Genomic DNA, 20,903 nt, shown 5'->3' with positions numbered 1-20,903 from the left:
TCCTCTGCCATATGAAGATAGGGGTTCTTTACTCTACTCGAAATCTTAAGGAATCAACAGCGCGTCAGGGGCACCTACGCTGTCATCTGCTGCCGTCTCCCCATTCGCAACCGCGTCGGCGCCGATACCGGAGCGGCATGCCCGGTTGCAGGCGGCGACAAAAGCTCGGGCGACGGCAAAGAGGATGTCTTTATCCTCGGCGCTGCCGGTGAATTCCTGATTTTCCGCTTCGATGATAATCTCCGCTTGGCCTCCCGCCGTTTCCCCAGCCGATAAGGAGTGCAGTTCCAGGTCAACGAACTCCACGGGAAACGGCATCGCTTGCTTGAGGCAGCCGATGAGCGCCTCTACCGGTCCTTGACCGACAGACGAATAGGAGGCGGAGCTTCCCGTTTCGTTGTCAGTGATGGTAGCCGAAGCAACGCGGGTCGTATTGCTGCCCGACACCACTTGGATATCGGCTAATGCAAACCGGTCCAAATTACGGTTAACCGCCGTTCCCGCAAGGGCGATCAGCTCGTCGTCGGTCACCGTTTTGCGGGTATCCGCGTATTCCTTGAAACTGGAGTAAAAAGACTCCATCTCCGTATCGGAAAGCCGGATGCCCAGTTCGCCGATTTGATGGCGGATGGCGTGGCGGCCGGAGTGTTTGCCCAGTACGATCATGCTGCGGGGGATGCCCATTTTTTCCGGGTCCATGATCTCGTAGGTATTGCGGCTCTTGAGCAGGCCGTCCTGATGAATGCCCGCTTCGTGGCGGAAGGCGTTTCGACCGATGATGGGCTTATTGAAGGCAATGGGAAAATGCATCGCCCGGCTGACCATGCGGGACGTCCGATAAATCTCCTCCGACCGGATTCCCGTCTCCGCTTGAAGCGCCAGCTTGCGGGTTTCAATGGCCATGGCCAGCTCTTCCAAAGAACAGTTCCCCGCCCGTTCGCCGACGCCGCCCACGGTCACTTCCACCTGGGTCACTCCTGCGCTGATAGCAGCTAAACTGTTGGCAACTGCGAGTCCGAGGTCATTGTGACAGTGAGCGCTGTACTCCACGGTGTCCCCGCCCCGTACGGATTGGCGCACACGGCGGAAAATGCCCGCATACTCGTCAGGCAGCGCATAACCGACCGTGTCGGGAATATTGATGATCGTCGCCCCTTCGGCAATGACCGCTTCAATCATCTCGAACAGAAACTCTTCTCCCGTCCGGGTGGCATCCATCGGGGAAAATTCAATGCGGTCCACAAATTGCTTGGCATAGGCCACGACATCCCGTGCCATGGCGATCACCTGCTCCCGGGATTTCCGCAGTTGGAAATCCAGATGGATATCCGAGGAGGAAAGGAACATGTGAATCCGGCGGAATGAGGCGTCCTCCGTCGCCTTCAGTGCAGCGTCGATATCTCCCTTGACGGAACGGGCGAACCCGCATATTTCCACGCCTTCGACGGCACGGGAAATGGCCTGTACCGCTTGAAAATCGCCTGGGCTGGAAATCGGGAAGCCGGGCTCCAAAACATCTACTCCAAGTTTAGCCAATTGATGAGCAAGACGGATTTTTTCTTCCGGGGTAAGGGACGCGCCGGGCGCCTGCTCGCCGTCTCTCAGGGTCGTGTCGAAGATGCGGATTCTTTTCATGGGGATCGCCTCTCTTTTCATTTTTTTTGGAAAATGCAAAAAACCCGCCGTCTCTTTTGAAAGAGACGACAGGTGAACTGCCGCGGTACCACTCTTCTTGCCCCGCTGCGCTTATCAGCAGGACCTCTCGTGCGGCGACAGGCGAGCCGCTTCATGGTGTGGAAGGCCTGATGCTGACAGGCACATGCACATTGCACATGAAGGTTGACTAACCTCCGCCGTCCCGTAACGGGGGACTCCCGGTTAGAGTGTAATTGCAGCAACCTCACCTCGCTGCGTCTTCCACTCTTCCGCTCCCGGGCGAGTTTCGCCAGCCCCGATACTGCGTCGCACCCACCCGCAGCTCTCTGATCATCGGATAACCTGCTACTGCTCCCGTTCCTTGCGTTTTCACTATTGGTTCATTGTTGGAAAATCAAAAAAGCCCGCCATCTCTTGCTATTGCAAGAGACGACAGGCTTAGCTATCGCGGTACCACTCTCGTTGGCCGACATGCGGCCCCCTCGACGGGTCAGTCATGCGCTCGCCGGATTTGCTCCAGTTGCGCTGCCTACCCGACCTTGTATCGGAGGTCAACCGTCAAAGCATAGAACGTCCGGCTTCTGCGTCTGCGCATCCCTATGGGCTTCGCCTGCTCCGCATGCCGACTAACGTCTTCCGCTTTGCCGCTCCCGGGCGAGTTCAAGGTCGTCTTTCGGCTGCGTCGCACCAACCCGCAGCTCTCTGATCGAAGGCGTAACCTCTACTGATCCCGTTCTTAGCGTTGTGATTTCCTTATTAAGGTTGAATTATAGTGGGTTCCCTAAGGGATGTCAATAGGCGGCCAATGCCTACGCCAGCACGTGCCGTTATTGCACCGACCAGTCCTCCAGCGATAGGAGCGGCTCCGCTTTCAGGTCGAGGGAGGCGAATTGCCCCCGCTCCCACTTGAGGAAAGCGGCGGCGCCGATCATGGCGGCGTTGTCGGTGCAGAGGCCCAGCGGCGGCGCGAGCAGCGGCACGCCGGCAGCCTGGCAGCGCTCCGCAAGCCGGTGCCGCAAACCGGCGTTGGCGGCGACGCCGCCGGCCAACACCAGCTGCTTCGCCCCGCAGGCCGCCACGGCCCGGAGGGCCTTCTCCGTCAGCACGTCGATGACGGATTCCTGGAAGCCCCGGGCCACGTGGTCGGCGGCCAGCGGCTCGCCCTTCATCCGCGCCTGGTTCAAGGCCGCCAGCACCGCCGACTTCAGCCCGCTGAAGCTGAAGTCGTAGGAGTCCGGCTCCAGCCAGGCGCGGGGCAAGGGCACGGCCGCATCCGCTTCCCGGGCCAGCCGGTCCACGTGGGGGCCGCCGGGGTAAGGCAGGCCCAGTGCCCGTGCCACCTTGTCATAGGCTTCCCCCACGGCGTCGTCCCGAGTACTGCCGATGACGCGGAAGCGGCCAGGGGCATCCACCAGGACGAGCTCCGTGTGGCCGCCGGAAACGACCAGGGACATGAAGGGATACGCCAGTTCGTGCACGAGGGCGTTGGCGTAAATGTGTCCCGCGATATGGTGAACCGCGATAAGCGGCAGGTTCAAGGCACAAGCCAATGCTTTTGCCGCCACCATGCCGACCAGAAGCGCGCCTACCAGTCCCGGTCCTTGGGTAACGGCGATAGCGGACAGCTCAGCAGGAGCGATGCCCGACTCCTTCAGCGCCTGCTCGATGATCAGCGTGATAGACTCCACATGCTGGCGGGAAGCCACCTCCGGCACGACGCCGCCGAACTGCTTGTGGGTCTCGATCTGGCTGGAGACGACGTTGGAAACAATGATCGTCCCATTTTCAATGACGGCAACGGAGGTTTCGTCACAGCTTGTCTCCACTGCAAGTATATAGCAGGACCGGTTGGACCGGTCCGGACGATTGTTCATCGGATTCCCTCTCTTTTCTGCATTTCATCCAAACGCTTGCGCTGCGTAAGCGGCATGCAGGTTTATTTCCGCAAATAAGGCTCCAAATCCGCCCACATGATGAGTGCGTCTTCGTTATTGTCCGTATAATAGCCTTTTCGGATCCCAGCGTCGCGGAAGCCCAGTTTGCGGTATAGGTTTTGAGCGATGTGGTTGGTTACCCGCACCTCCAAGGTAATCTTGGCGGCCCCCATAAAGCTGGCTGTCTTCATCAATTCCGAAACAAGCCGCTCGCCCAATTTGTATCCCCGGTATTTTTCTCTGACGGCGATATTGGTGATATGCGCTTCATCCATAATGAGCCACATGCCGGCATAACCGGCCATCTCCTCGGCGGCTTCCATCACCATGTAATGGGCAAAATGATTGTTCACCAGCTCGTTGTAAAACGCGCCTTCCGACCAAGGAGTCGTAAACGCTTCTTTTTCAATCGAGCATACATTCGAGATGTCATCCAGCTTCATCCTTCTGAAAACAAGCGGTGAATGGGGGTCGATCTTCACTATTTCACCCACGAGTCGCCCCTCCTTTCTGCTTCGCCAGCAGGTTGACTTCCGCCTCCGCCAATTGCGTATAGTTGGGCACCAGCCCATGGACGTCATCCTGCTCGCCAATACGGTAGCGTTCCTCCGCCAGCCGCCCTACCGCGCTAGCTCTCATATCGGAGGCAATGGCCAACGTTTCTCCCGACCATTTTTCGGCAAAAGCGGTGATGGCCTCGGCAAAACCCTCCGTCTCTCCGACGAACATCACCCTGGACGGCAGAACCCGCCCTTCATTCATCCGTGCCTGCAGCTGATCGTTCACTTGCCCAAGCCAGGCGTCCATCAAGCGGATGCCATCCCCCTGTAAACGAGCCCATTCTAAAGCCTCCTGAGGAAAATAACGCGCATTCCCGTCGGCAAGGCTTGCATCTTCCACCAATCCATTGGATCGGCTAGCGGCAAAAAGCGCCGTGTAAGCCTGGCCGCGGCGTGCATTCATCAGCGGGACGATCCAGGTTTCACCCGTCATAGCGGTGTAAACCTCTTTTTGCTCAGGAGAAACGGCATCCGCGATTTCAGCAGTTTCCGCCGGCATTACCGAACCTAGGGCCAGCGCCTCGAGACTGGAGATCCCCAGCACAGCAAGACCGAGTGTCCAGGCCATCGTTTTGGCCACGGTCACTCCGATGCGGACGCCCGTATACGAACCGGGACCGACCCCGACGGCAATGCCGTCCAAATCGCTGGGCGCAAGGGATAAGCTCTGCAACAGTTCCTGAATCATCGGAATCAAATAGATCGAATGATTCCGCTCTGCCTGAGAGTGTCTTTCTCCCAAAATATGCCCATTTTCCGTAATCGCTACCGTCAACGAAGAAGTGGATGTATCGATTGCCAAAAACCGTGGGCCTCTTGTCTCCTCTATTTGCAAGTCAGCCAATACGCTCATCGCAAAACCCCATTTTCTGTCATAGCCCGACACCAGGAAGCATATGGCTCGCCAAATGCATTTAAATGAAACGTCCTGCTTTCCGGACCCGTATATTCAATGAAAATGGATAACCGCTCATCCGGCAGAAGGGACTCGATAAGACTCGCCCATTCCACAAGAGTAACGCCTTCTCCATAAAAATATTCGTCCAAGCCTAGCTCACCGGCTTCACTCTCCGTGATCCGGTAAACATCCATATGATAAAGCGGCATCTTGGAGCCGGGATATTCCTTAATAATCGTGAAAGTCGGACTATTAACCGTCTCTTTCACACCCATGCAGGCGGCGATTTCTTTGGAAAAGGCCGTTTTGCCCGCTCCCAGGTCGCCATCCAGCGCGACGAGGCTTCCCGGAGTCAATCGTGCGGCCAATTCTCCCGCCAATCTCTTCGTGTCTTCCAGACCAAGAGATTCATAAGTGTATGCAAGGCCCATGGACATATGCCCGTTCCTTTCGTTTTCGCTGTTTTTGCCCAAATTTGTTAACGTTCCTTATTATAGCCCTCAACTATGCGGCTATCAAGAATAAGGAAGCGAGTCAATTGACAGCTTAACTATGAGGGAATATAATTAAACAGCTTAAATAATAAATAGTTTAAATAAATAGGGAGGAGAGACTGCGATCGACAACAACGTTAACGAATATGTGGAGAGAATCGCTCAATCGATGGATAAGCTGGGACGCGCCTTAGGTCCGGGAATGAACCAGTTTAAAGAATTCGGGTTGACCGCCCCGCAGTTAGCCATTATGGGTCTGTTGGATCTGCACGGCCCGAGCAAAATCACCTCCCTGGCCGAATGGCTGGACGTGAAGCCCAGCGCTGTAACGGTCATGATCGACCGCATGGAATCGGCTGAGCTAATCGCGCGAAGAGATGACGAATCGGACCGGAGGGTCGTGCTGGTCAGCATGACCGATTTGGGAAAAGAGATGATGGAAAAAGCAAGGGGCAAGTATTTGCAGATGCTGGCCAGCTATTTCAACCGTTTGACTTTGGACGAGCTGCGCACTTACACCGAAATCACCGAGAAATTGACTGGTATCGTTCAGAAAGAGAGCGCTAAGATTCCGTCCTGCCAGCATCAAGCTTCAACCGAAGCTCCATAAGAAAAACGTTTATCGACGTACATTCAAAGAAGACAGACCACATTTAGAGGACGTTTTTCTTGCGATATCAGGAAGTCAATGCTTCGAAGTTTATACTTGCTGATATCTTAATAAAGAGAATACAGGAGTGGTGTCGTGAAGAATATCATCCGTTTTTCCATTAACAACAAGTTTGCCATTTTGATCATGACGGTCATCGTCGTCGTCGCCGGGATGTACGCCGGCACGACGATGAAACAGGAAACGATCCCGAATCTTGAACTGCCTATTCTGACGGTTGTGGATGTTTATCCGGGGGCAACCCCCGATGAAGTCGTAGAGAAGATCACCACTCCTCTTGAGCAGCGGATCAAGAACCTGAACAGCGTCGATACAGTGAACTCCACCTCCATGGAGAACGCCGCTTCTATTATCGTTCAATACAAATACGGCAAAGACATGAGCAAGGCCGAGACGGAACTGAAGGAAGCCATTGCCGACTTCACGCCGCCGACCGGAGCGCAAGCTACTCAAGTATCCAAAATCAGCTTCAACTCCTTCCCTGTCGTATCGCTGAGCATCAGCGGCGATAACCTGGAGGACATAACCAAGCTGGTGGAAAACGAGATCAAACCGAATCTGGAAGGAATCGACGGCGCAGGCACCGTCTCCATTTCCGGCCAACAGGAGAAGGAAGTTCGGTTAACCTTTAAAGAAGAGAAAATGAAAGCCCTCGGCCTAAGCGAGGATACGGTAAAAGGCATCATTCAGGGCTCGGCGGTAAAAGCCTCCCTTGGTATGTTTACGCTGGGCAAATCCGAACAATCCATCGTTGTTGACGGCAGCGTCACGACTTTGGACGATTTGAAAAACATCGCCATCCCCGTCATGCCTACAGTAGCAGGCGCTGGAGCAGGTGCAGCGATTGGTGCGGGCAACGCCGCAGGCGCTGGGATGGGCAATGCTGCAGGTGCTGGAGCTGGCGCAGCTGCCGGTGCGGGCAACGCCGCAGGCGCTGGAGCGGGTGCAGCAGCTGGTGCAGGTAATGCCGCTGGTGCTGGTGCCGGAGCGGGAGCTAACTTGGCAGCCGGTCTGCCGACCGTTAAGCTTGCAGACGTAGCTGACGTTGAGCTTGTCACCAAATCCGACTCCATCTCCCGGACCAACGGGCAAGATTCCATCGGCATCAACATTACCAAATCATCCGATGCCAATACCGTTAAGCTTGTCAACGAAGCGAAGAAACAAGCCAAACAGGTCGAAAAGGATCATCCCGGCGTCAAAGCCATCGTCATGCTGGACCAAGGCAAGCCCATTGAAGAATCGGTCAGCACGATGTTGAACAAAGCGCTTTTCGGAGCCCTTTTCGCAATTATCGTCATCATGTTGTTCCTGCGGAATCTCCGGACGACGATTATTTCCGTCGTTTCCATCCCGCTGTCACTGTTGATTGCCCTTTTCGTACTCAAACAGCTGGACGTATCGCTCAACATCATGACGTTAGGGGCTATGACCGTCGCCATAGGACGGGTCGTAGACGACTCGATTGTCGTTATCGAGAACAACTTCAGACGGATGTCCATGAGCTCCGAAAAGCTGAAAGGCAGAGCGCTCATCGTCGACGCCACCCGGGAAATGTTCACCCCGATCCTGTCGTCTACTTTGGTCACCATCGCCGTGTTCCTGCCTCTCGCTTTGGTTAGCGGCATGGTCGGCGAGCTGTTCCTGCCTTTTGCCGAAACGATGGTTATCGCCCTGCTAGCCTCATTGCTGGTCGCCGTTACTGTTGTGCCGACCATGGCGCACCTGACCTTCCGCAAAGGTTTGAAAAAGAAGCATAGCCACGAAGAAGGCACAGGCGCTTCTAGCCGCTATTACCGCCGGATCTTGAACTGGACGCTGAACCACAAAGCGATTACCTCCATCATCGCCGTTGTGCTGTTGGTGGGAAGTTTATTCCTGTCCAGCGTCGTCGGCGTCAGCTTCCTGCCGGAAGAAGAACAGAAATACGCTCTTGTCACCTACAAGCCTGCACCGGGTACGCTCTTTGATGATGCTGCGAAAACAGCCGAGCAAGCTGATGCGATGATCCGCGCCCGGGAAGGCGTCATGAATCTGCAGTACTCCGTCGGCGGTTCGGGCATGGGCGGAATGATGGGTGGAATGATGGGCGTTGGAGGCGGCAATTCGGGTCTCTTTTACGTCCAATATAAAGACGACGTGAAAAACTTCAAGCAAGAAAAAACGAATCTCGTCGAGGACTTGAAAAAAATCGACAGCGCCGGAGAGTGGAGCCAATTGGATATGAGCGCCGGCATCGGCGGTAGCCAACTGACTCTCTCCGTATACGGCAATAACATGGAAGACATTCAAAAGGCTGCGGGCCAAGTCCAAGATCTGTTGAAACAAAACAAAAATCTGGAAAAAGTCGATACCAGCCTCTCCGAAACCTTCGGTCAATATACGCTGAAGGCCAACCAAGAAAAGCTGAGCAAACTGGGACTCACCGCAGGGCAAATCGCCATGGCGCTTATGCCTGCCCAGGGAGAAACGGCTTTGACCAACGTCATCGCGGATAATAAAGAATATCCCGTTTACGTCAATACGAAGACCGCTTCGTACTCCGGCATTTCCGACATCCAGAACCTTCCTCTTACCTCTCCTCTCGGCATGCAAGTGCCGATCAAGGATGTCACGACGACAGAGGAAGGAACGGCACCGACTACCATTACGCAAAAAGACGGCCGGATGTATGCCGATGTTACCGCCGATGTCACCGCCAAGGATGTAAGCAAGGTGTCCTCCGCCGTACAGGATGAACTGGATAAAATGCAGTTCCCGGACGGCGTGACGGTGGAAATCGGCGGCGTTACCGAGCAAATCAACGAAACCTTTACCCAACTGGGCTTGGCTATGGCAGCGGCTATCGCCATCGTGTACCTGCTCTTGGTTATTACCTTCGGCGGAGCACTGACGCCTTTTGCCATCCTGTTCTCCTTGCCCTTTATCGTCATCGGCGCGCTCGTCGGCCTCTATGTAGCCGGTGAAACTATCAGCGCTTCGGCGATGATGGGTGCCCTGATGCTGATCGGTATCGTCGTGACCAACGCCATCGTGCTTCTGGACCGCGTGCTGCATAAGGAAAAGAAGGACTCAGTACCCGGGAAGCGCTGCTGGAAGCAGCCGGCACCCGCTTGCGGCCAATCCTGATGACCGCCTTGGCTACGGTCGGCGCACTGCTGCCTCTCGCCCTCGGCTTTGAGAGCACAAGCGGCAGCCTGATCTCCAAAGGCTTGGGCGTCACCGTTATCGGCGGTCTGATCAGTTCGACACTTCTGACCCTGGTCATCGTGCCTATCGTGTACGAATTCCTGAGCAAGTTCCGCAGAAAACGGACTGTCGAAGAAGATTAATCGCTATACCCAATACAAATGAAAAACGGTCGGCAGAGGTTAATCTCTGTCCGGCCGTTTTCCTTTTCATGCCGCATCCACTGCTACGAATACGCAAAAGATTCCCTCCGGTACATGCTTCCATTAAATTCCTATTATAATATTACGCTCTCATAGAAACCCTTAAAAAATCATATTTTCCGCATTGGAAGGGTATACTAGTAGAAATTTAGCAGGTACCGACAGGAGGCCGAATATGCATACGATCTGGAAGGGGGCCATCAGCTTTGGGCTCGTCAACGTTCCGGTAAAAATGTTTGCCGCCACTGAGGATAAGGATATCTCCATGCGCCTCATCCACAAAGATTGTGCCACCCCCCTTAACTTCGTCCGCAAATGCAAAACCTGTGACCGGGAAGTGGAATGGGAGGAAATCTCCAAAGGATATGAGTACGAACCGGGCCGTTTTGTTTTGTTTGAAAAGGACGAGCTGGAGCAGTTGGCCGGGGAAAAGAGCCGGGAGATCAAAATCCTCGATTTTGTCGATTTGAAAGAGATCGACCCCGTTTATTTTCAAAAAACGTACTATCTCGGTCCGGGCGATACCGGCATCGGCGCCTATAATCTGCTGCTGGAATCCATCAACCAAACCGGGAAAATCGGCATCGCCTCCGTGTCCGTCCGCAGCAAAAGCAGCCTTGCCGCCATACGCGTCATCGGCCGCTGCATCGCGATGGAAACCATCTTTTATCCGGATGAAATCCGTTCGGTGGCTCAAGTCCCGAATCTCCCGGAAAGCGTTCAGATCAACGAAAAAGAGCTGACGATGGCCAAGATGTTGATCGAGCAGTTATCCACCTCCTTTGAACCGGAAAAATACAAGGACGTTTACCGGGAAGCGGTAGCGGAGGCCATCCAAAGGAAGGTATCGGGTCAAGAAATTTTGACAGCGCCTGAGCCGGAACGTGCCAATGTCATTGACCTGATGGCGGCACTGCAGGCAAGCCTCGACGCCACCAAGGCGGCAGGGGCATCTGAGCCTGGAGCAGGAGCGGTAACACCGCCGGCAGCGGCGGCCGCCAAGCCGAGAGCCAGGAAGCCGCGGCTTACCGCAACCGACCCTGGCACCCCTCCTGTGCCAGCAGCCGGAGGCGGCGACAGTGGGTTGCCGAAGCCGCGGGGGCGGGGACGGAAGCGGGGAACCGGGGCGTAAGGATGTGCGCCATGCCGTTTACTCCTATAGCCCCTTTTGAGCCCGTTTCAGCCGATAAACCCCCTAACGGGGATTCATGGACCGCCCAGATTAAATGGGACGGTGTGCGGATTTTGACCTACTATGACGGTTCCGGTATCCGGTTGTTCAACCGCCGGCTTAACGAACGGACCCTACAATATCCTGAGCTGCAGCACGTCACGACCTACAGTTCCGCAAACAGCCTTATTATCGATGGAGAAATGATCGCTTTGCAGGACGGGAAGCCGTCTTTTCACCAGATCATGAAGCGGGACAGCCTGCGGACTGCCGCCAAAATCGCCGCTACCCGCCGAAATCTCCCTGTTGCTTACATGATTTTTGACATTCTCTACTGCAACGGGGAATGGGTCACAGGCTTGAGCCTCAGGGAACGGCAACTTTTACTTCAGAACATCATTCTCCCGAACGAAAGCATTCAGTTGGTTCAGAACTTCCCCAGTGGAGATGCGCTTTTTCAAGCAGCCGAAGCCCATGGACTTGAGGGCATTGTCATGAAAGATTTGAACAGCATCTACGTTCCCGGCGGTAAAGACAAACGCTGGCAAAAGATAAAATCCTATCAGGACACCGTCGCGGTCATCGGCGGCGCTACTTTCCGCCACGATATCGTAAATGCCGTCCTGCTTGGTCTCTACAATGAACAAGGGCAGCTACTCTACATCGGCCATGCCGGAACAGGCAAACTGTCGGTAAACGACTGGCGCCAGCTCACCGAGCGAATTAAACCGCTGATCATTCCCGAATGCCCTTTTGCGAATACGCCGGAGCGGTCCAAGGATGCGGTTTGGCTTGCCCCCCGCTTCACTGCCAAAATCCGTTTTCTCGAATGGACGGAAAACGGGACAATGCGCCAGCCCAGTATTCAGGCGCTGGTTGACCTCCCGCCGCAATCCTGCGTCTTCGAATAGCATCCATATGTCTGTTTCAGCCCCCTCCGAAAAGTCGGAGGGGTTTTCTGCATGCACAAGGATTCCAACAAACACATAAGGGAGGAACAAACGGGAAAACTAGGGAGACCGTATTTCGGCTTAGCATCAAGCGGAAAGGGGATCACTATGAAAGCCTCAGCGAAGAACAAAAACCGCCATCTTCCCGGCCCTACCGATTATGCCTTTGTCAGTGATTTGCAAGAGGTAGGCTTCTCTCCCACCCTCTCGGAAAATGAGCAATATTTAAAAGAACTGACCAAGGATTGCTCCGATATCGTCATTCGTTCCATCGAACTTAACCCGGGACTAAAAGCGCTGGTCGTGCTCGTTGACGGCTTGGCCAAATCCGATCTCGTTCAGGAAGTATTGGAAGATCTGATGATCTACCACGAGCGGGAGGAGCCGGATGTTCAGAAAATCCTGGATAAGTGGATTGCGGCAACCCAAGCCAAGCTTACGGACAACTACGCCGACTTTCTTATCGGCATATTGAGCGGCGACACCGGCATGCTCGTCGATGGCGATGACCGGGCGATCATGATCGAACTGCGCGGTCCTGCCACACGATCCGTCAGCCAGCCGACGTCGGAGCAAAATATCCGCGGCTCCCAGGAAGCGTTTATCGAGAACATTCGCACGAATACCGCACTTCTGCGCAGACGCATTAAAACCCCGATGCTCAAAATGTACCCACTCCAGTTGGGCCGGCACAGCCATACCAACGTCGTCATCTCTTACGTGGAGGGCATCACCGATCCTCAATTGGTAAAAGAGGTCATCCGCAAGGTCGAAGAGATCGACATCGACCTTCTGCAGGAGACCGGTCAAATCGAGGAATTCATCCAAACCAGCACCATATCCCCGTTCCCGCAGGCCCTTATTTCCGAACGCCCGGATTCGGTAGCATCCGCCCTCATGAACGGAAAAATTGCCATTTTCGTCGACGGAACGCCGCTAGCTCTTATCGTGCCTGCCGTGTTCATCGATTTTCTCGTCACCATCGAGGATCAGTACGAACGCTTCCAGCTGGCCACTTTTCTACGCTGGCTGCGTTTCATTTTCCTAGTGTTGGCTTTATTGACCCCTGCCATATTCGTCGCCATCACCACTTACCACCCCGAGATGCTGCCCACTTCTCTACTCCTCAGCTTCGCCGGAGCCAGAGAGAAGATCCCTTTTCCGGCCGTTATCGAAGTGATCCTGATGGAAATCATCTTCGAAGCCCTGCGGGAAGCGGGTATCCGCATGCCCAAGCAGATCGGTTCCGCTCTCAGCATTCTGGGTGCGTTGGTTATCGGACAATCCGCCGTAACAGCTGGAATCGTTTCTGCCCCTGTGGTGATTGTCGTTTCCATAACGGGCATCGCATCCTTTACGATGCCGCAGTTCAGCGGCGTTATTGTCGTAAGACTCTTGCGCTTCCCGCTCATCATTCTAGCCTCCATGTTGGGCATGTACGGAGTTATTCTCGGGGTGATGATCATCATCGGCCACGTAGCCAAGCTCCGCTCCTTTGGCGTGCCCTATCTCTCGCCGATTACTCCGGCAACGCCTGATCTGGTCAACGTGATGATGCGCCCGCCGCACTGGGCGTCCAACCAGCGGCCCTCCTATTTGCACCCTCAGGATGCGCAACGAAAAAGCGATGATTCGGAGAAAATCGCCAAAATCGGGGACAAGGGCGAGTCTTCTGCGGAAGGAGGCATCACGAATGGCGCCCCTGAGCAAGCTTAGTCCGCTTATCCGCTTCTGCCTTGGCGCATTTCTCCTGCTCACATTGGCAGGCTGCTGGGACCGCCGGGAACTTAACGACGTCGTCTTCCCTTTAGCGTCAGCTATCGATTTGGAGCCGGATGGTAAAGTGCGGGTAACCGGCGAATTCCCCATCGTCTCTCGATTGGGAGGAGAAAGCGGCCAAGGAGGTGGGGGAGGCAAACCCTATTTTATCGAATCGGAAAAGGGTGAAACGGCCCGCGATGCTTTTGCGAAAATGCAGCTTCGCTTGTCCCGCAGCTTGAATGTCTCGCACCGCAGGGTGCTGATCATCGGAGAAGATTATGCGCGTCAAGGCATCCGTCCCATTTTCGATAGTTTGGGAAGAACGCCGGATATCCGCCTGAACGGCTTTCTGGTCATCGCCAAAGGCAAAGCTTACGACTTGATCAAGTCTAATTCCCCTATGGAGAATTTAACGGCAGAACCTCTTCGGGAGTTGGTCAAAGAATTAGCCGGAAGCCGGGCCAACTTGAAGAATATCGCCATGGGTCTGGGCGGTGAATTTGGTGATCCGATCATTGTTTACATCGGCAGCATTCCCAATGAAAAAGGTACCGGCAAGCCAACGATCGGGCTGTTGGGATATGCCCAATTACACGATGACAAGATGGTAGGCTCCTTTACAGACGATCTGGTGGAAGGCATTTCTCTTCTGATCAATACGGTCCCTGCTCATGTCATAACCGCTCATATGGAAAATAAGGCGCCAATCAGCATCCTGCTGAAAGAAGGCATAACCAAAATCAATCCGAAGCCCGGTCCAGGGGGCAAACTCCGTTTTGATATTCAGACAACGGCTCGCGGGGTGTTGGTGGAAGACCGCAGCGGACTCGATCTCAACTCAAAAGAAGCCGTAGAAAAAATCCAGAACGCCGTATCCCAAAAGCTAAAAAGTGAGATGACCCAATCTCTAAAACAAATGCAAGCGAAACAGACCGACTCTGTCAAACTGGGAAACAAAGTATGGCAACGGTATCCGAGAATATGGAAAGACCGATATGCCTCCGATTGGGGAAGCAGCCTGCAAAATGCTGAGTTCAACATAACCGTCCGGAGCATGATCGGTGTCACCGGCATGACTGCGGAAAATATTGCAAGGAGGGCGAGAAAGTAATGCTAAACCCGATCTTTCTCATTTTGTTCCACCTTCTCTTCGCCAGTTTTCTTATTGCCGACTACCTATCGATCAAGAAAAATAAAACAGAGAAAGGTGGTGTGGCCACCTTGATTACCATCAATTCTCTAACCGCCTTGATTCTCGTCTTCACCTACTTTGGGGTTATGCCTCATATGCCCTCCGACCTGTTGACCAAGATCATAGCGCCCACTGTCCACGCCTGGTTTGAGGGGGTGGCGAATATTGGATAAAATAAAAATCAGCCAGCGCCAAATGGCTTTTATACTTGCCGCTTACCTGATTGCGCCTACGTTAATCAACTTGCCTCATTACATGGTGGAGTTGGGCGGTTCCGACTCCATTTTCGCCCTGTTGCTGTCGGTTTTCTATTTGCTTGGGATGGCTGTTTTTTTCGTGTGGCTGGCAAAACGCCACCCAGGCAAAAATCTATATCAAATCAACCTTATCCTACTTGGCAAATGGTTTGGCTCTTTGCTCAATGCGCTGATCCTGTTTCAATTCTGGATTATTTTGGTGCGGGATATCCGCCAAATGAGCGCCTTTTTCCAAATGGCACTTTTACCGAAAACGCCTACGGAAATCGTGATTTTGCTGTTTTTTCTTGTGCTGATTTACTATGGCTCAACCAGCGTCGAAGTCGCGGTCCGGGTCAACGAGCTGTTCTTTCCTGTACTGATGACGACCAACCTCCTCTTCCCCTTGTTGCTAACCAATGATATGAGACTTGATATGCAGGATCCGCTGTTCGTCCGTTCCCCCCTTCAGGTTGGCGCCGGCAGCCTCCTGTCGGCTTCCTGGTTCTGCGATTTCATCATCGCGGGCGTTTTTCTTAACCTAATGGGGAGAAACCTTCAACAGATCAAAGCCGCGCTTCGTGCGGGCATCATGCTGGCGCTCTTCATGGTCAGCCTTGTTTTCGCCGCCTGCGTACTCGTTTTAGGGCCCAGCATCGTCGGGAAAGAGATATTTCCTATCTACACGATGGCTTATCAAATTCATTTAACGGACTTTATGGACCGGCTCGACTTGGTGATTTTCGCTTTGTTTGCCCCTTCCTACATGATCAACGCCGTAATGACCTTTACCGCGCTGATGATCGGAATTTCCAGCTTTTCTAAAACCAAGGCCTATGCGCCTTTCTCCCGTTCCTTTGGTCTTCTTATGGCATTGACGGTCGTTTTTTCCCTTAAGAGTTACCAAGAAGTCGAATATTTTTCCGCATACGGCATTTCCGCTTACGCCCTTACGATCATCTTCATCACTTTTCTTTCCATCTGGGTTAGCCAAAAGGTCCGGGACATGAGAAAGAGAATTAAAGAAGAGAAGGATTCAGCTTCCCTGCAGCAGCAGGCTGGACCAGAACGAAATCAGGGGCAAGCGATGGAAAAAGGGGCAGCTTATCGACCGGATGGCAACGAAGGGGTTGCCCTGTCCCAATCCGAACAACCGGAAGACCAATCCGCAGACGAACCCGCCAAACAACGAAAGAATTCCGACTCTGGCAAATCGGAAAACAAGTCATGGAGTCAGAAACGCTGGACGACTGTGACCAATTGGGTTCTGCTGCTGGCGCTTGCCTTTATCATCGTCGGCTTTATGACCGGAAAGGACTTCCAGCCCATCGCCCGAATTTGCGGGCTCTTCTATGCAATATCCATCACAGTGGCCCTCTTGAGCGCATATATGGAGGGCAAACGGGCAATAGCTGAAAGTAAACAGCATTCGGAGGCGTAGCCGATGGCCATTGCCGATAAAGGCACGATTGTCGTAGATGGATTCGAGCTTGTCATCACCAATCCGGAGAAGCCTCTCTGGCCGGATGTCAACATTACCAAATTCGAGTATTTGCAAAAGCTTGTGGCGCTCGCTCCTTACCTGCTCAGCTATTGCGAGTCTCGCTACCTGACAACCATCCGCTACCCTCACGGTATTGACGGCAAATCCTTTTACCAGAAAAACGCCCCGGAACCGCGGCCTGCCTTTGTTCGCACAGCGGTGCTCGGGGACATCGAATATTGTGTGTTGGATTCCCTCGCCACCCTATTGTGGCTTGGGAATTTAGCCTGTCTGGAGTTCCACCCTTCCTTTCACCGGATTGGGGAAGACCTTCCGGCAGAGTGGGTCATCGATGTAGACCCGACGCTAACGCCGGAGCCCCGGATCATGCACGCCGCACTGCTCATCGGAGAAGCACTGGAAAAAATGGGGATCAACTCCGTACCTAAAACATCCGGAGCAACCGGCGTACAACTGTACGTTCCCATCGAAAAAGGGCACACCTTCGAACAGCTGCGAAGAATCGGCGAATTTCTCGGCAAATATCTAGTGCAAAAACATCCCCATCTCTTCACCATCGAACGGTTCATCAAAAATCGGGGTGATAAAATCTATATCGATTATTTGCAGCATTGGCACGGAAAAACCCTCTCTGCCCCTTATACGCCAAGAGCTCGGCCCGGCGGCACCGTGTCCACCCCTTTGCGTTGGCAGGAAGTTGAAGATAATCCCGATCCCCGGGATTTCAATCTGCGAACCATTGAAGATCGGCTGCGAACGACTGGTGATCTCATCAAACAGATCAAACCCCAGTCGCTTCAGCGTATTCTCGACTTTTTCCCAGGCTAACGGTGAGGTCATTGCTTCAAGAAAGTTATTCCATAAATAACCATAAAAATAATTGATTTACCATTTTTTTGATTGCAAAAAAATCCCTTAAATCTGTCCATTCCTCGATCTTTTAGCCAATAGCATTTTCCTTTTCAGCGCAATCGGTTACACTAATGATAAGGCTTTCATTTGATTATTAATAATTTTCATGTTAAGGAGGAGCGATTGTGGCCGATTCCGACTTGATTGCGCGAGTTGAAGTGGCGTTTGCCAAAATATTCAAGAATTTTTCCGCTGTATGGAGCAGGGTAATCGACAAAAAAGTGACTCAGCATCAAATCATGGTCCTATCGCGGCTTCATGCACTGGGACCCCTCAACGTTTCCGCCATTGCCGAGGCTCTTAACATAACCGCCGGAGCGGTCACGGGCATTTCCGACAAGCTGATCGAATCCGGCTACGCCGAGAGGATTCGAGACGACGAGGACCGCCGTGTCGTCCGACTGTCCATCACTCCTCTCGGCGTGGAAACTCTCCAAGACGTGCGCAAAAAAAAGGATCAGGTGGTACGCCAAGTCCTACAGGGAGTCAACGAAGAAGATTTGGAACACGTCATGTGCATTCTGGAAAAGTTCCAAAAAAACATGGAACGTTTGTGAGTCTAAAACGATTAAGAGCAGGACATCTCCCGTATCATCATTCGGGCGATACCCTGCTCTTTTTACTTCGCGTGGATAGAGACTTGCACTGTAGATGGCCCATTTCCCTTTTCAAGAAGAGGATAATGGCAGGCAGCCAGGCGGCCGGGGAGCTTTTCCTCCAACTGTGGTTCCTGCTCACGGCATTTATCCTGTACGAAAGGACAACGAGTATGAAACCGGCAGCCGGCCGGGGGATTGGCAGGGGAAGGAACATCACCTTGCAGCACAATGCGCTCCAGCTTCTTTTTCGGCGTCGGCTTAGGGATTGCGGAAAGGAGCGCTGCCGTATACGGATGCAATGGGGCGGCAAACATGGCTTCCGTCTCTGCAACCTCTACCAGCTTACCCAGGTACATGACCCCGATTCGGTCCGATATGTGCCGAACGACGTTAAGACCATGTGCGATAAATAAGAAGGTCAGCCCCATCTCTTTTTGCAGCTTCATGAGAAGATTGATGACTTGGGATTGCACAGAAACGTCAAGAGCCGATACCGCCTCATCAGCCACGATGAATTGCGGATTCAGCGCGATGGCCCGGGCAATGCCGATTCTCTGCCGCTGTCCGCCTGAGAACTCATGGGGATACCGGTTTCTCCGGCTCGGGTCGAGCCCAACCAATTCCATAAGTTCGACGACTCTGGCATCGATTTTCTTTCCGGACATGTTCCGGTGAATGCGCAACGGCTCGCCGATGATATCCTTGACGAGAAAACGCGGATTGAGCGAACCGAAAGGATCCTGGAAAATAATCTGCATTTCCTCTCGCAGCTTTTGCATTTCCTTCGCATTCAGAGCATGAATGTCCCGGTCCTTGAACAACACTTTCCCCGAAGTTGCGCTTTGCAGTCTCAATAGTACCCGCCCGAAGGTGGACTTCCCGCAACCGGATTCACCCACAAGCCCAAAGGTCTCTCCTTTGCGGATCGACAGGGTCACACCGTCCACGGCTTTCACTTGCCCCACCGTTCGGTGCAGCAATCCTTTATGAATAGGAAAATATTTTTTCAAATCCTCGATTTCCACGAGAACCCTGTTGCGATCCGCTTGCGTAGTCTCCAGTGTCTCAGCCGTTTCCATGGTCATGACTGTCCCGCCCCCTCACCCTTGCCGGAATCAACGGATTGATCTGCAAACAACCAGCAAGCAGCTCGATGATCCTTTGCCACCATAAAGTCAATCGGTGCCTGATTACGACAGATATCCATAGCTTGGGGACAACGCGGATGAAAGCGGCAGCCCGATGGGAGCTGATCGATAGGAGGAATCGTTCCCCGGATCGTAAAAAGCTCTCCGCCCCGTTCTCCTTCAAAGCCCGGAATCGACTGCAGCAGTCCGGTTGTATAAGGATGTGCGGGATGTTCAAATATCTCACCTACTGCCCCCTCTTCCACGATCGCCCCGGCATACATGACGGCAATCCGGTCGGCCATCTCTGCCGCCACGCCCATATCATGGGTGATGAGCAAGATGGACATCCCCATCTCCTCTTGAAGGCGGCGCAGTAGATCCAAAATCTGTGCTTGCACCGTAACGTCAAGGGCTGTCGTCGGTTCATCGGCAATCAGGAGTTCCGGGTTGCAAGCCAGGGCAATGGCAATGACGACCCGTTGGCACATCCCTCCCGACATCTCATGGGGATATTGTTTGGCGCGAATCTCCGGTGCCGGAATCCCTACAAGCCGCAAAAGGTCAATCGCCATCTTCATCGCTTCTTGGTTGTTTTTATTCTGGTGCAGGCGAAGGCTCTCTGCAATTTGTTCACCCACCGTGAATACGGGATTCAGTGCGGACATCGGGTCTTGGAATATCATCGCGATCCGGTTCCCACGGATTTTCCGCATGTCTTCCTGCCGCCTTGCAGCCAAACCCTGCCCATGAAAATGAATATCGCCTTCTAAAATCATACCCCCGGCATATTCGATCAATCGCATAATCGCCAGAGAGGTCACGCTTTTGCCGCTGCCCGATTCGCCTACGAGACAGACCGTCTCGCCTTTTTTAATCGAGAGGGAGATTTGATCCGTCGCCTTCACAAACCCTTTATCCGTGACAAAGCCAGCCGTTAGCTTTCGGATCTCGAGTAGCTCTTCCGCCATTTGTCCAGCCTCCTTCGGGATTTGGTCACTTGATGTCGGGGATCGAGAGCGTCGCGGATACCGTCGCCAATAAAATTAACGGCGAGTACGACGGCCAAAATGCACACCCCAGGGTATACAGCCTGCATGGGATCGATCAGCATGAACTCCTGGGCGTTGCTGAGCATGAGCCCCCAACTGGTCTGTGGATTTTGCACGCCTAGTCCGAGATAGGAAAGCGCCGATTCGCTCAGGATGGCGTTGCCAACCATCAAAGTAGCATTGACGATAATCGGAAAACTGGCGTTGCGCAGCAGATGCCGGAAAATGATCCCCCAACTCGAGACGCCTATGGCTCGGGCCGCTTCCACATATTGCATCTCTCTTAGCTGTAAGAACGTGCCGCGAACCAGCCGGGCAATACTCATCCAGCTCGTCAGCGCCAGAATGAGAATCATGTACTTGATTTGACTGCCAAACAAAGCCAACACCAAAATGTTCAGAAACAAGGTGGGCACGGAGTTCATCACATCCACGATCCGCATGAACACCGTATCCGTCCATCCACCGAAGTAACCGGAAACGGCGCCGATCACTGATCCGATCAGGATAGAGGCAAAAGCAACGGAAAAGCCGATTGCAAGAGAAACACGGGCGCTGTACAGCAAACGAGTAAAAATATCTCGGCCCAATTCATCCGTTCCTAAAAGATGTCCCGATACGCCGGGTTTCAGATTGGCGAACATGAGGTCGATAGCAGCGGGATCGAATTTGCTGATTTTATGAGCGAAAACGGCGACGACGATGAAAAAAATCAGAACGACCAAACCGCTCATGGCAAAGGGATTCCGCGAAAATTTTCTCCAGAGCATCCGCCAAGGACCAGGAGGTCTTTTG

17 protein-coding genes, 1 pseudogene and 2 other annotated features are annotated in these 20,903 nt (G+C 53.5%); of the genes and pseudogenes, 10 read left to right on the top strand and 8 right to left on the bottom strand.

What is annotated here, in order from left to right:
* Positions 1-45 precede the first annotated feature (45 nt).
* The 5 genes from TJ79_RS20270 to tsaE form a co-directional block, all read right to left on the bottom strand.
* On the bottom strand, positions 46-1,635 hold the full coding sequence (locus tag TJ79_RS20270) for a 2-isopropylmalate synthase (RefSeq protein WP_081757038.1): 1,590 nt from the start codon (positions 1,633-1,635) through the stop codon (positions 46-48).
* A 58-nt stretch (positions 1,636-1,693) separates the two neighbouring features.
* Positions 1,694-2,027: a binding site (T-box leader), on the bottom strand.
* 51 nt (positions 2,028-2,078) lie between these two features.
* Positions 2,079-2,403 (bottom strand) — a binding site (T-box leader).
* An 80-nt stretch (positions 2,404-2,483) separates the two neighbouring features.
* A complete protein-coding gene (tsaD, locus tag TJ79_RS20265) occupies positions 2,484-3,530 on the bottom strand; it encodes a tRNA (adenosine(37)-N6)-threonylcarbamoyltransferase complex transferase subunit TsaD (RefSeq protein ID WP_040952167.1) in 1,047 nt (348 codons plus the stop codon).
* Between the two features lie 62 nt (positions 3,531-3,592).
* On the bottom strand, positions 3,593-4,033 hold the full coding sequence (gene rimI, locus TJ79_RS20260; RefSeq protein ID WP_052339807.1) for a ribosomal protein S18-alanine N-acetyltransferase: 441 nt from the start codon (positions 4,031-4,033) through the stop codon (positions 3,593-3,595).
* Positions 4,034-4,076: 43 nt separating this feature from the next.
* Complete coding sequence (tsaB, locus tag TJ79_RS20255; protein ID WP_052339802.1) at positions 4,077-5,003, bottom strand: tRNA (adenosine(37)-N6)-threonylcarbamoyltransferase complex dimerization subunit type 1 TsaB; 927 nt, start codon at positions 5,001-5,003, stop codon at positions 4,077-4,079.
* Positions 5,000-5,485, bottom strand: a complete 486-nt coding sequence (gene tsaE, locus TJ79_RS20250; protein WP_040952181.1) for a tRNA (adenosine(37)-N6)-threonylcarbamoyltransferase complex ATPase subunit type 1 TsaE — start codon at positions 5,483-5,485, stop codon at positions 5,000-5,002. Before tsaE ends, tsaB begins: the two co-directional genes overlap by 4 nt.
* Positions 5,486-5,690: 205 nt before the next feature.
* Here tsaE and TJ79_RS20245 point away from each other — a divergent pair, with 205 nt between their 5' ends.
* From TJ79_RS20245 to TJ79_RS20200, 10 genes and pseudogenes are all read left to right on the top strand, one after another.
* A complete protein-coding gene (locus TJ79_RS20245; protein ID WP_155987971.1) occupies positions 5,691-6,152 on the top strand; it encodes a MarR family winged helix-turn-helix transcriptional regulator in 462 nt (153 codons plus the stop codon).
* Between the two features lie 135 nt (positions 6,153-6,287).
* Positions 6,288-9,544, top strand: a pseudogene (locus tag TJ79_RS20240) (efflux RND transporter permease subunit).
* Positions 9,545-9,779: 235 nt separating this feature from the next.
* Complete coding sequence (ku, locus tag TJ79_RS20235) at positions 9,780-10,736, top strand: non-homologous end joining protein Ku (protein ID WP_081757036.1); 957 nt, start codon at positions 9,780-9,782, stop codon at positions 10,734-10,736.
* 11 nt (positions 10,737-10,747) lie between these two features.
* Complete coding sequence (locus tag TJ79_RS20230; protein ID WP_040952166.1) at positions 10,748-11,686, top strand: ATP-dependent DNA ligase; 939 nt, start codon at positions 10,748-10,750, stop codon at positions 11,684-11,686.
* A 147-nt stretch (positions 11,687-11,833) separates the two neighbouring features.
* The gene (locus tag TJ79_RS20225; RefSeq protein WP_052339806.1) at positions 11,834-13,441 is read left to right on the top strand and encodes a spore germination protein; all 1,608 of its coding nucleotides are present in this window, start codon (positions 11,834-11,836) and stop codon (positions 13,439-13,441) included.
* Complete coding sequence (locus tag TJ79_RS20220) at positions 13,419-14,597, top strand: Ger(x)C family spore germination protein (RefSeq protein WP_040952165.1); 1,179 nt, start codon at positions 13,419-13,421, stop codon at positions 14,595-14,597. Before TJ79_RS20225 ends, TJ79_RS20220 begins: the two co-directional genes overlap by 23 nt.
* On the top strand, positions 14,597-14,851 hold the full coding sequence (locus TJ79_RS20215) for a hypothetical protein (protein WP_040952164.1): 255 nt from the start codon (positions 14,597-14,599) through the stop codon (positions 14,849-14,851). Before TJ79_RS20220 ends, TJ79_RS20215 begins: the two co-directional genes overlap by 1 nt.
* Positions 14,844-16,355 carry a GerAB/ArcD/ProY family transporter gene (locus TJ79_RS20210; protein ID WP_040952163.1) on the top strand — a complete coding sequence of 504 codons (1,512 nt, stop codon included), beginning with the start codon at positions 14,844-14,846 and terminating at the stop codon, positions 16,353-16,355. Before TJ79_RS20215 ends, TJ79_RS20210 begins: the two co-directional genes overlap by 8 nt.
* Before the next feature lie 3 nt (positions 16,356-16,358).
* Positions 16,359-17,246, top strand: coding sequence for a non-homologous end-joining DNA ligase (ligD, locus tag TJ79_RS20205; protein ID WP_040952162.1), 888 nt, complete (start codon positions 16,359-16,361; stop codon positions 17,244-17,246).
* Between the two features lie 209 nt (positions 17,247-17,455).
* Positions 17,456-17,887: a MarR family winged helix-turn-helix transcriptional regulator gene (locus TJ79_RS20200; RefSeq protein ID WP_052339800.1), complete on the top strand. Its 432-nt coding sequence runs from the start codon at positions 17,456-17,458 to the stop codon at positions 17,885-17,887.
* A 62-nt stretch (positions 17,888-17,949) separates the two neighbouring features.
* On the opposite strand, the gene TJ79_RS20195 is transcribed toward TJ79_RS20200, so the two are convergent.
* From TJ79_RS20195 to TJ79_RS20185, 3 genes are all read right to left on the bottom strand, one after another.
* On the bottom strand, positions 17,950-19,014 hold the full coding sequence (locus TJ79_RS20195; RefSeq protein ID WP_052339799.1) for an ABC transporter ATP-binding protein: 1,065 nt from the start codon (positions 19,012-19,014) through the stop codon (positions 17,950-17,952).
* The gene (locus TJ79_RS20190) at positions 19,011-20,027 is read right to left on the bottom strand and encodes an ABC transporter ATP-binding protein (protein ID WP_040952161.1); all 1,017 of its coding nucleotides are present in this window, start codon (positions 20,025-20,027) and stop codon (positions 19,011-19,013) included. The genes TJ79_RS20195 and TJ79_RS20190 overlap by 4 nt, the downstream gene beginning before the upstream one ends.
* The coding region (locus TJ79_RS20185) for an ABC transporter permease (protein WP_040952175.1) at positions 19,994-20,903 on the bottom strand (910 nt) is incomplete at its 5' end. The genes TJ79_RS20185 and TJ79_RS20190, both read right to left, overlap by 34 nt.

The organism is Gorillibacterium massiliense, from assembly GCF_000455485.1.
GTDB lineage: Bacteria > Bacillota > Bacilli > Paenibacillales > NBRC-103111 > Gorillibacterium > Gorillibacterium massiliense.
This window is presented reverse-complemented; position numbering and strand designations above follow the sequence as displayed.

Excerpts from the sequence above, each read along its gene's own strand:
- TJ79_RS20215 (WP_040952164.1), top strand. The coding sequence starts at position 14,597 with ATGCTAAACCCGATCTTTCTCATTTTGTTCCACCTTCTCTTCGCCAGT.
- tsaE (WP_040952181.1), bottom strand. The coding sequence starts at position 5,485 with ATGTCCATGGGCCTTGCATACACTTATGAATCTCTTGGTCTGGAAGAC.
- rimI (WP_052339807.1), bottom strand. The coding sequence starts at position 4,033 with ATGAAGCTGGATGACATCTCGAATGTATGCTCGATTGAAAAAGAAGCG.
- TJ79_RS20190 (WP_040952161.1), bottom strand. The coding sequence starts at position 20,027 with ATGGCGGAAGAGCTACTCGAGATCCGAAAGCTAACGGCTGGCTTTGTC.
- TJ79_RS20225 (WP_052339806.1), top strand. The coding sequence starts at position 11,834 with ATGAAAGCCTCAGCGAAGAACAAAAACCGCCATCTTCCCGGCCCTACC.
- tsaD (WP_040952167.1), bottom strand. The coding sequence starts at position 3,530 with ATGAACAATCGTCCGGACCGGTCCAACCGGTCCTGCTATATACTTGCA.
- TJ79_RS20270 (WP_081757038.1), bottom strand. The coding sequence starts at position 1,635 with ATGAAAAGAATCCGCATCTTCGACACGACCCTGAGAGACGGCGAGCAG.
- TJ79_RS20195 (WP_052339799.1), bottom strand. The coding sequence starts at position 19,014 with ATGACCATGGAAACGGCTGAGACACTGGAGACTACGCAAGCGGATCGC.
- TJ79_RS20230 (WP_040952166.1), top strand. The coding sequence starts at position 10,748 with ATGCCGTTTACTCCTATAGCCCCTTTTGAGCCCGTTTCAGCCGATAAA.
- tsaB (WP_052339802.1), bottom strand. The coding sequence starts at position 5,003 with ATGAGCGTATTGGCTGACTTGCAAATAGAGGAGACAAGAGGCCCACGG.
- ligD (WP_040952162.1), top strand. The coding sequence starts at position 16,359 with ATGGCCATTGCCGATAAAGGCACGATTGTCGTAGATGGATTCGAGCTT.
- ku (WP_081757036.1), top strand. The coding sequence starts at position 9,780 with ATGCATACGATCTGGAAGGGGGCCATCAGCTTTGGGCTCGTCAACGTT.
- TJ79_RS20220 (WP_040952165.1), top strand. The coding sequence starts at position 13,419 with ATGGCGCCCCTGAGCAAGCTTAGTCCGCTTATCCGCTTCTGCCTTGGC.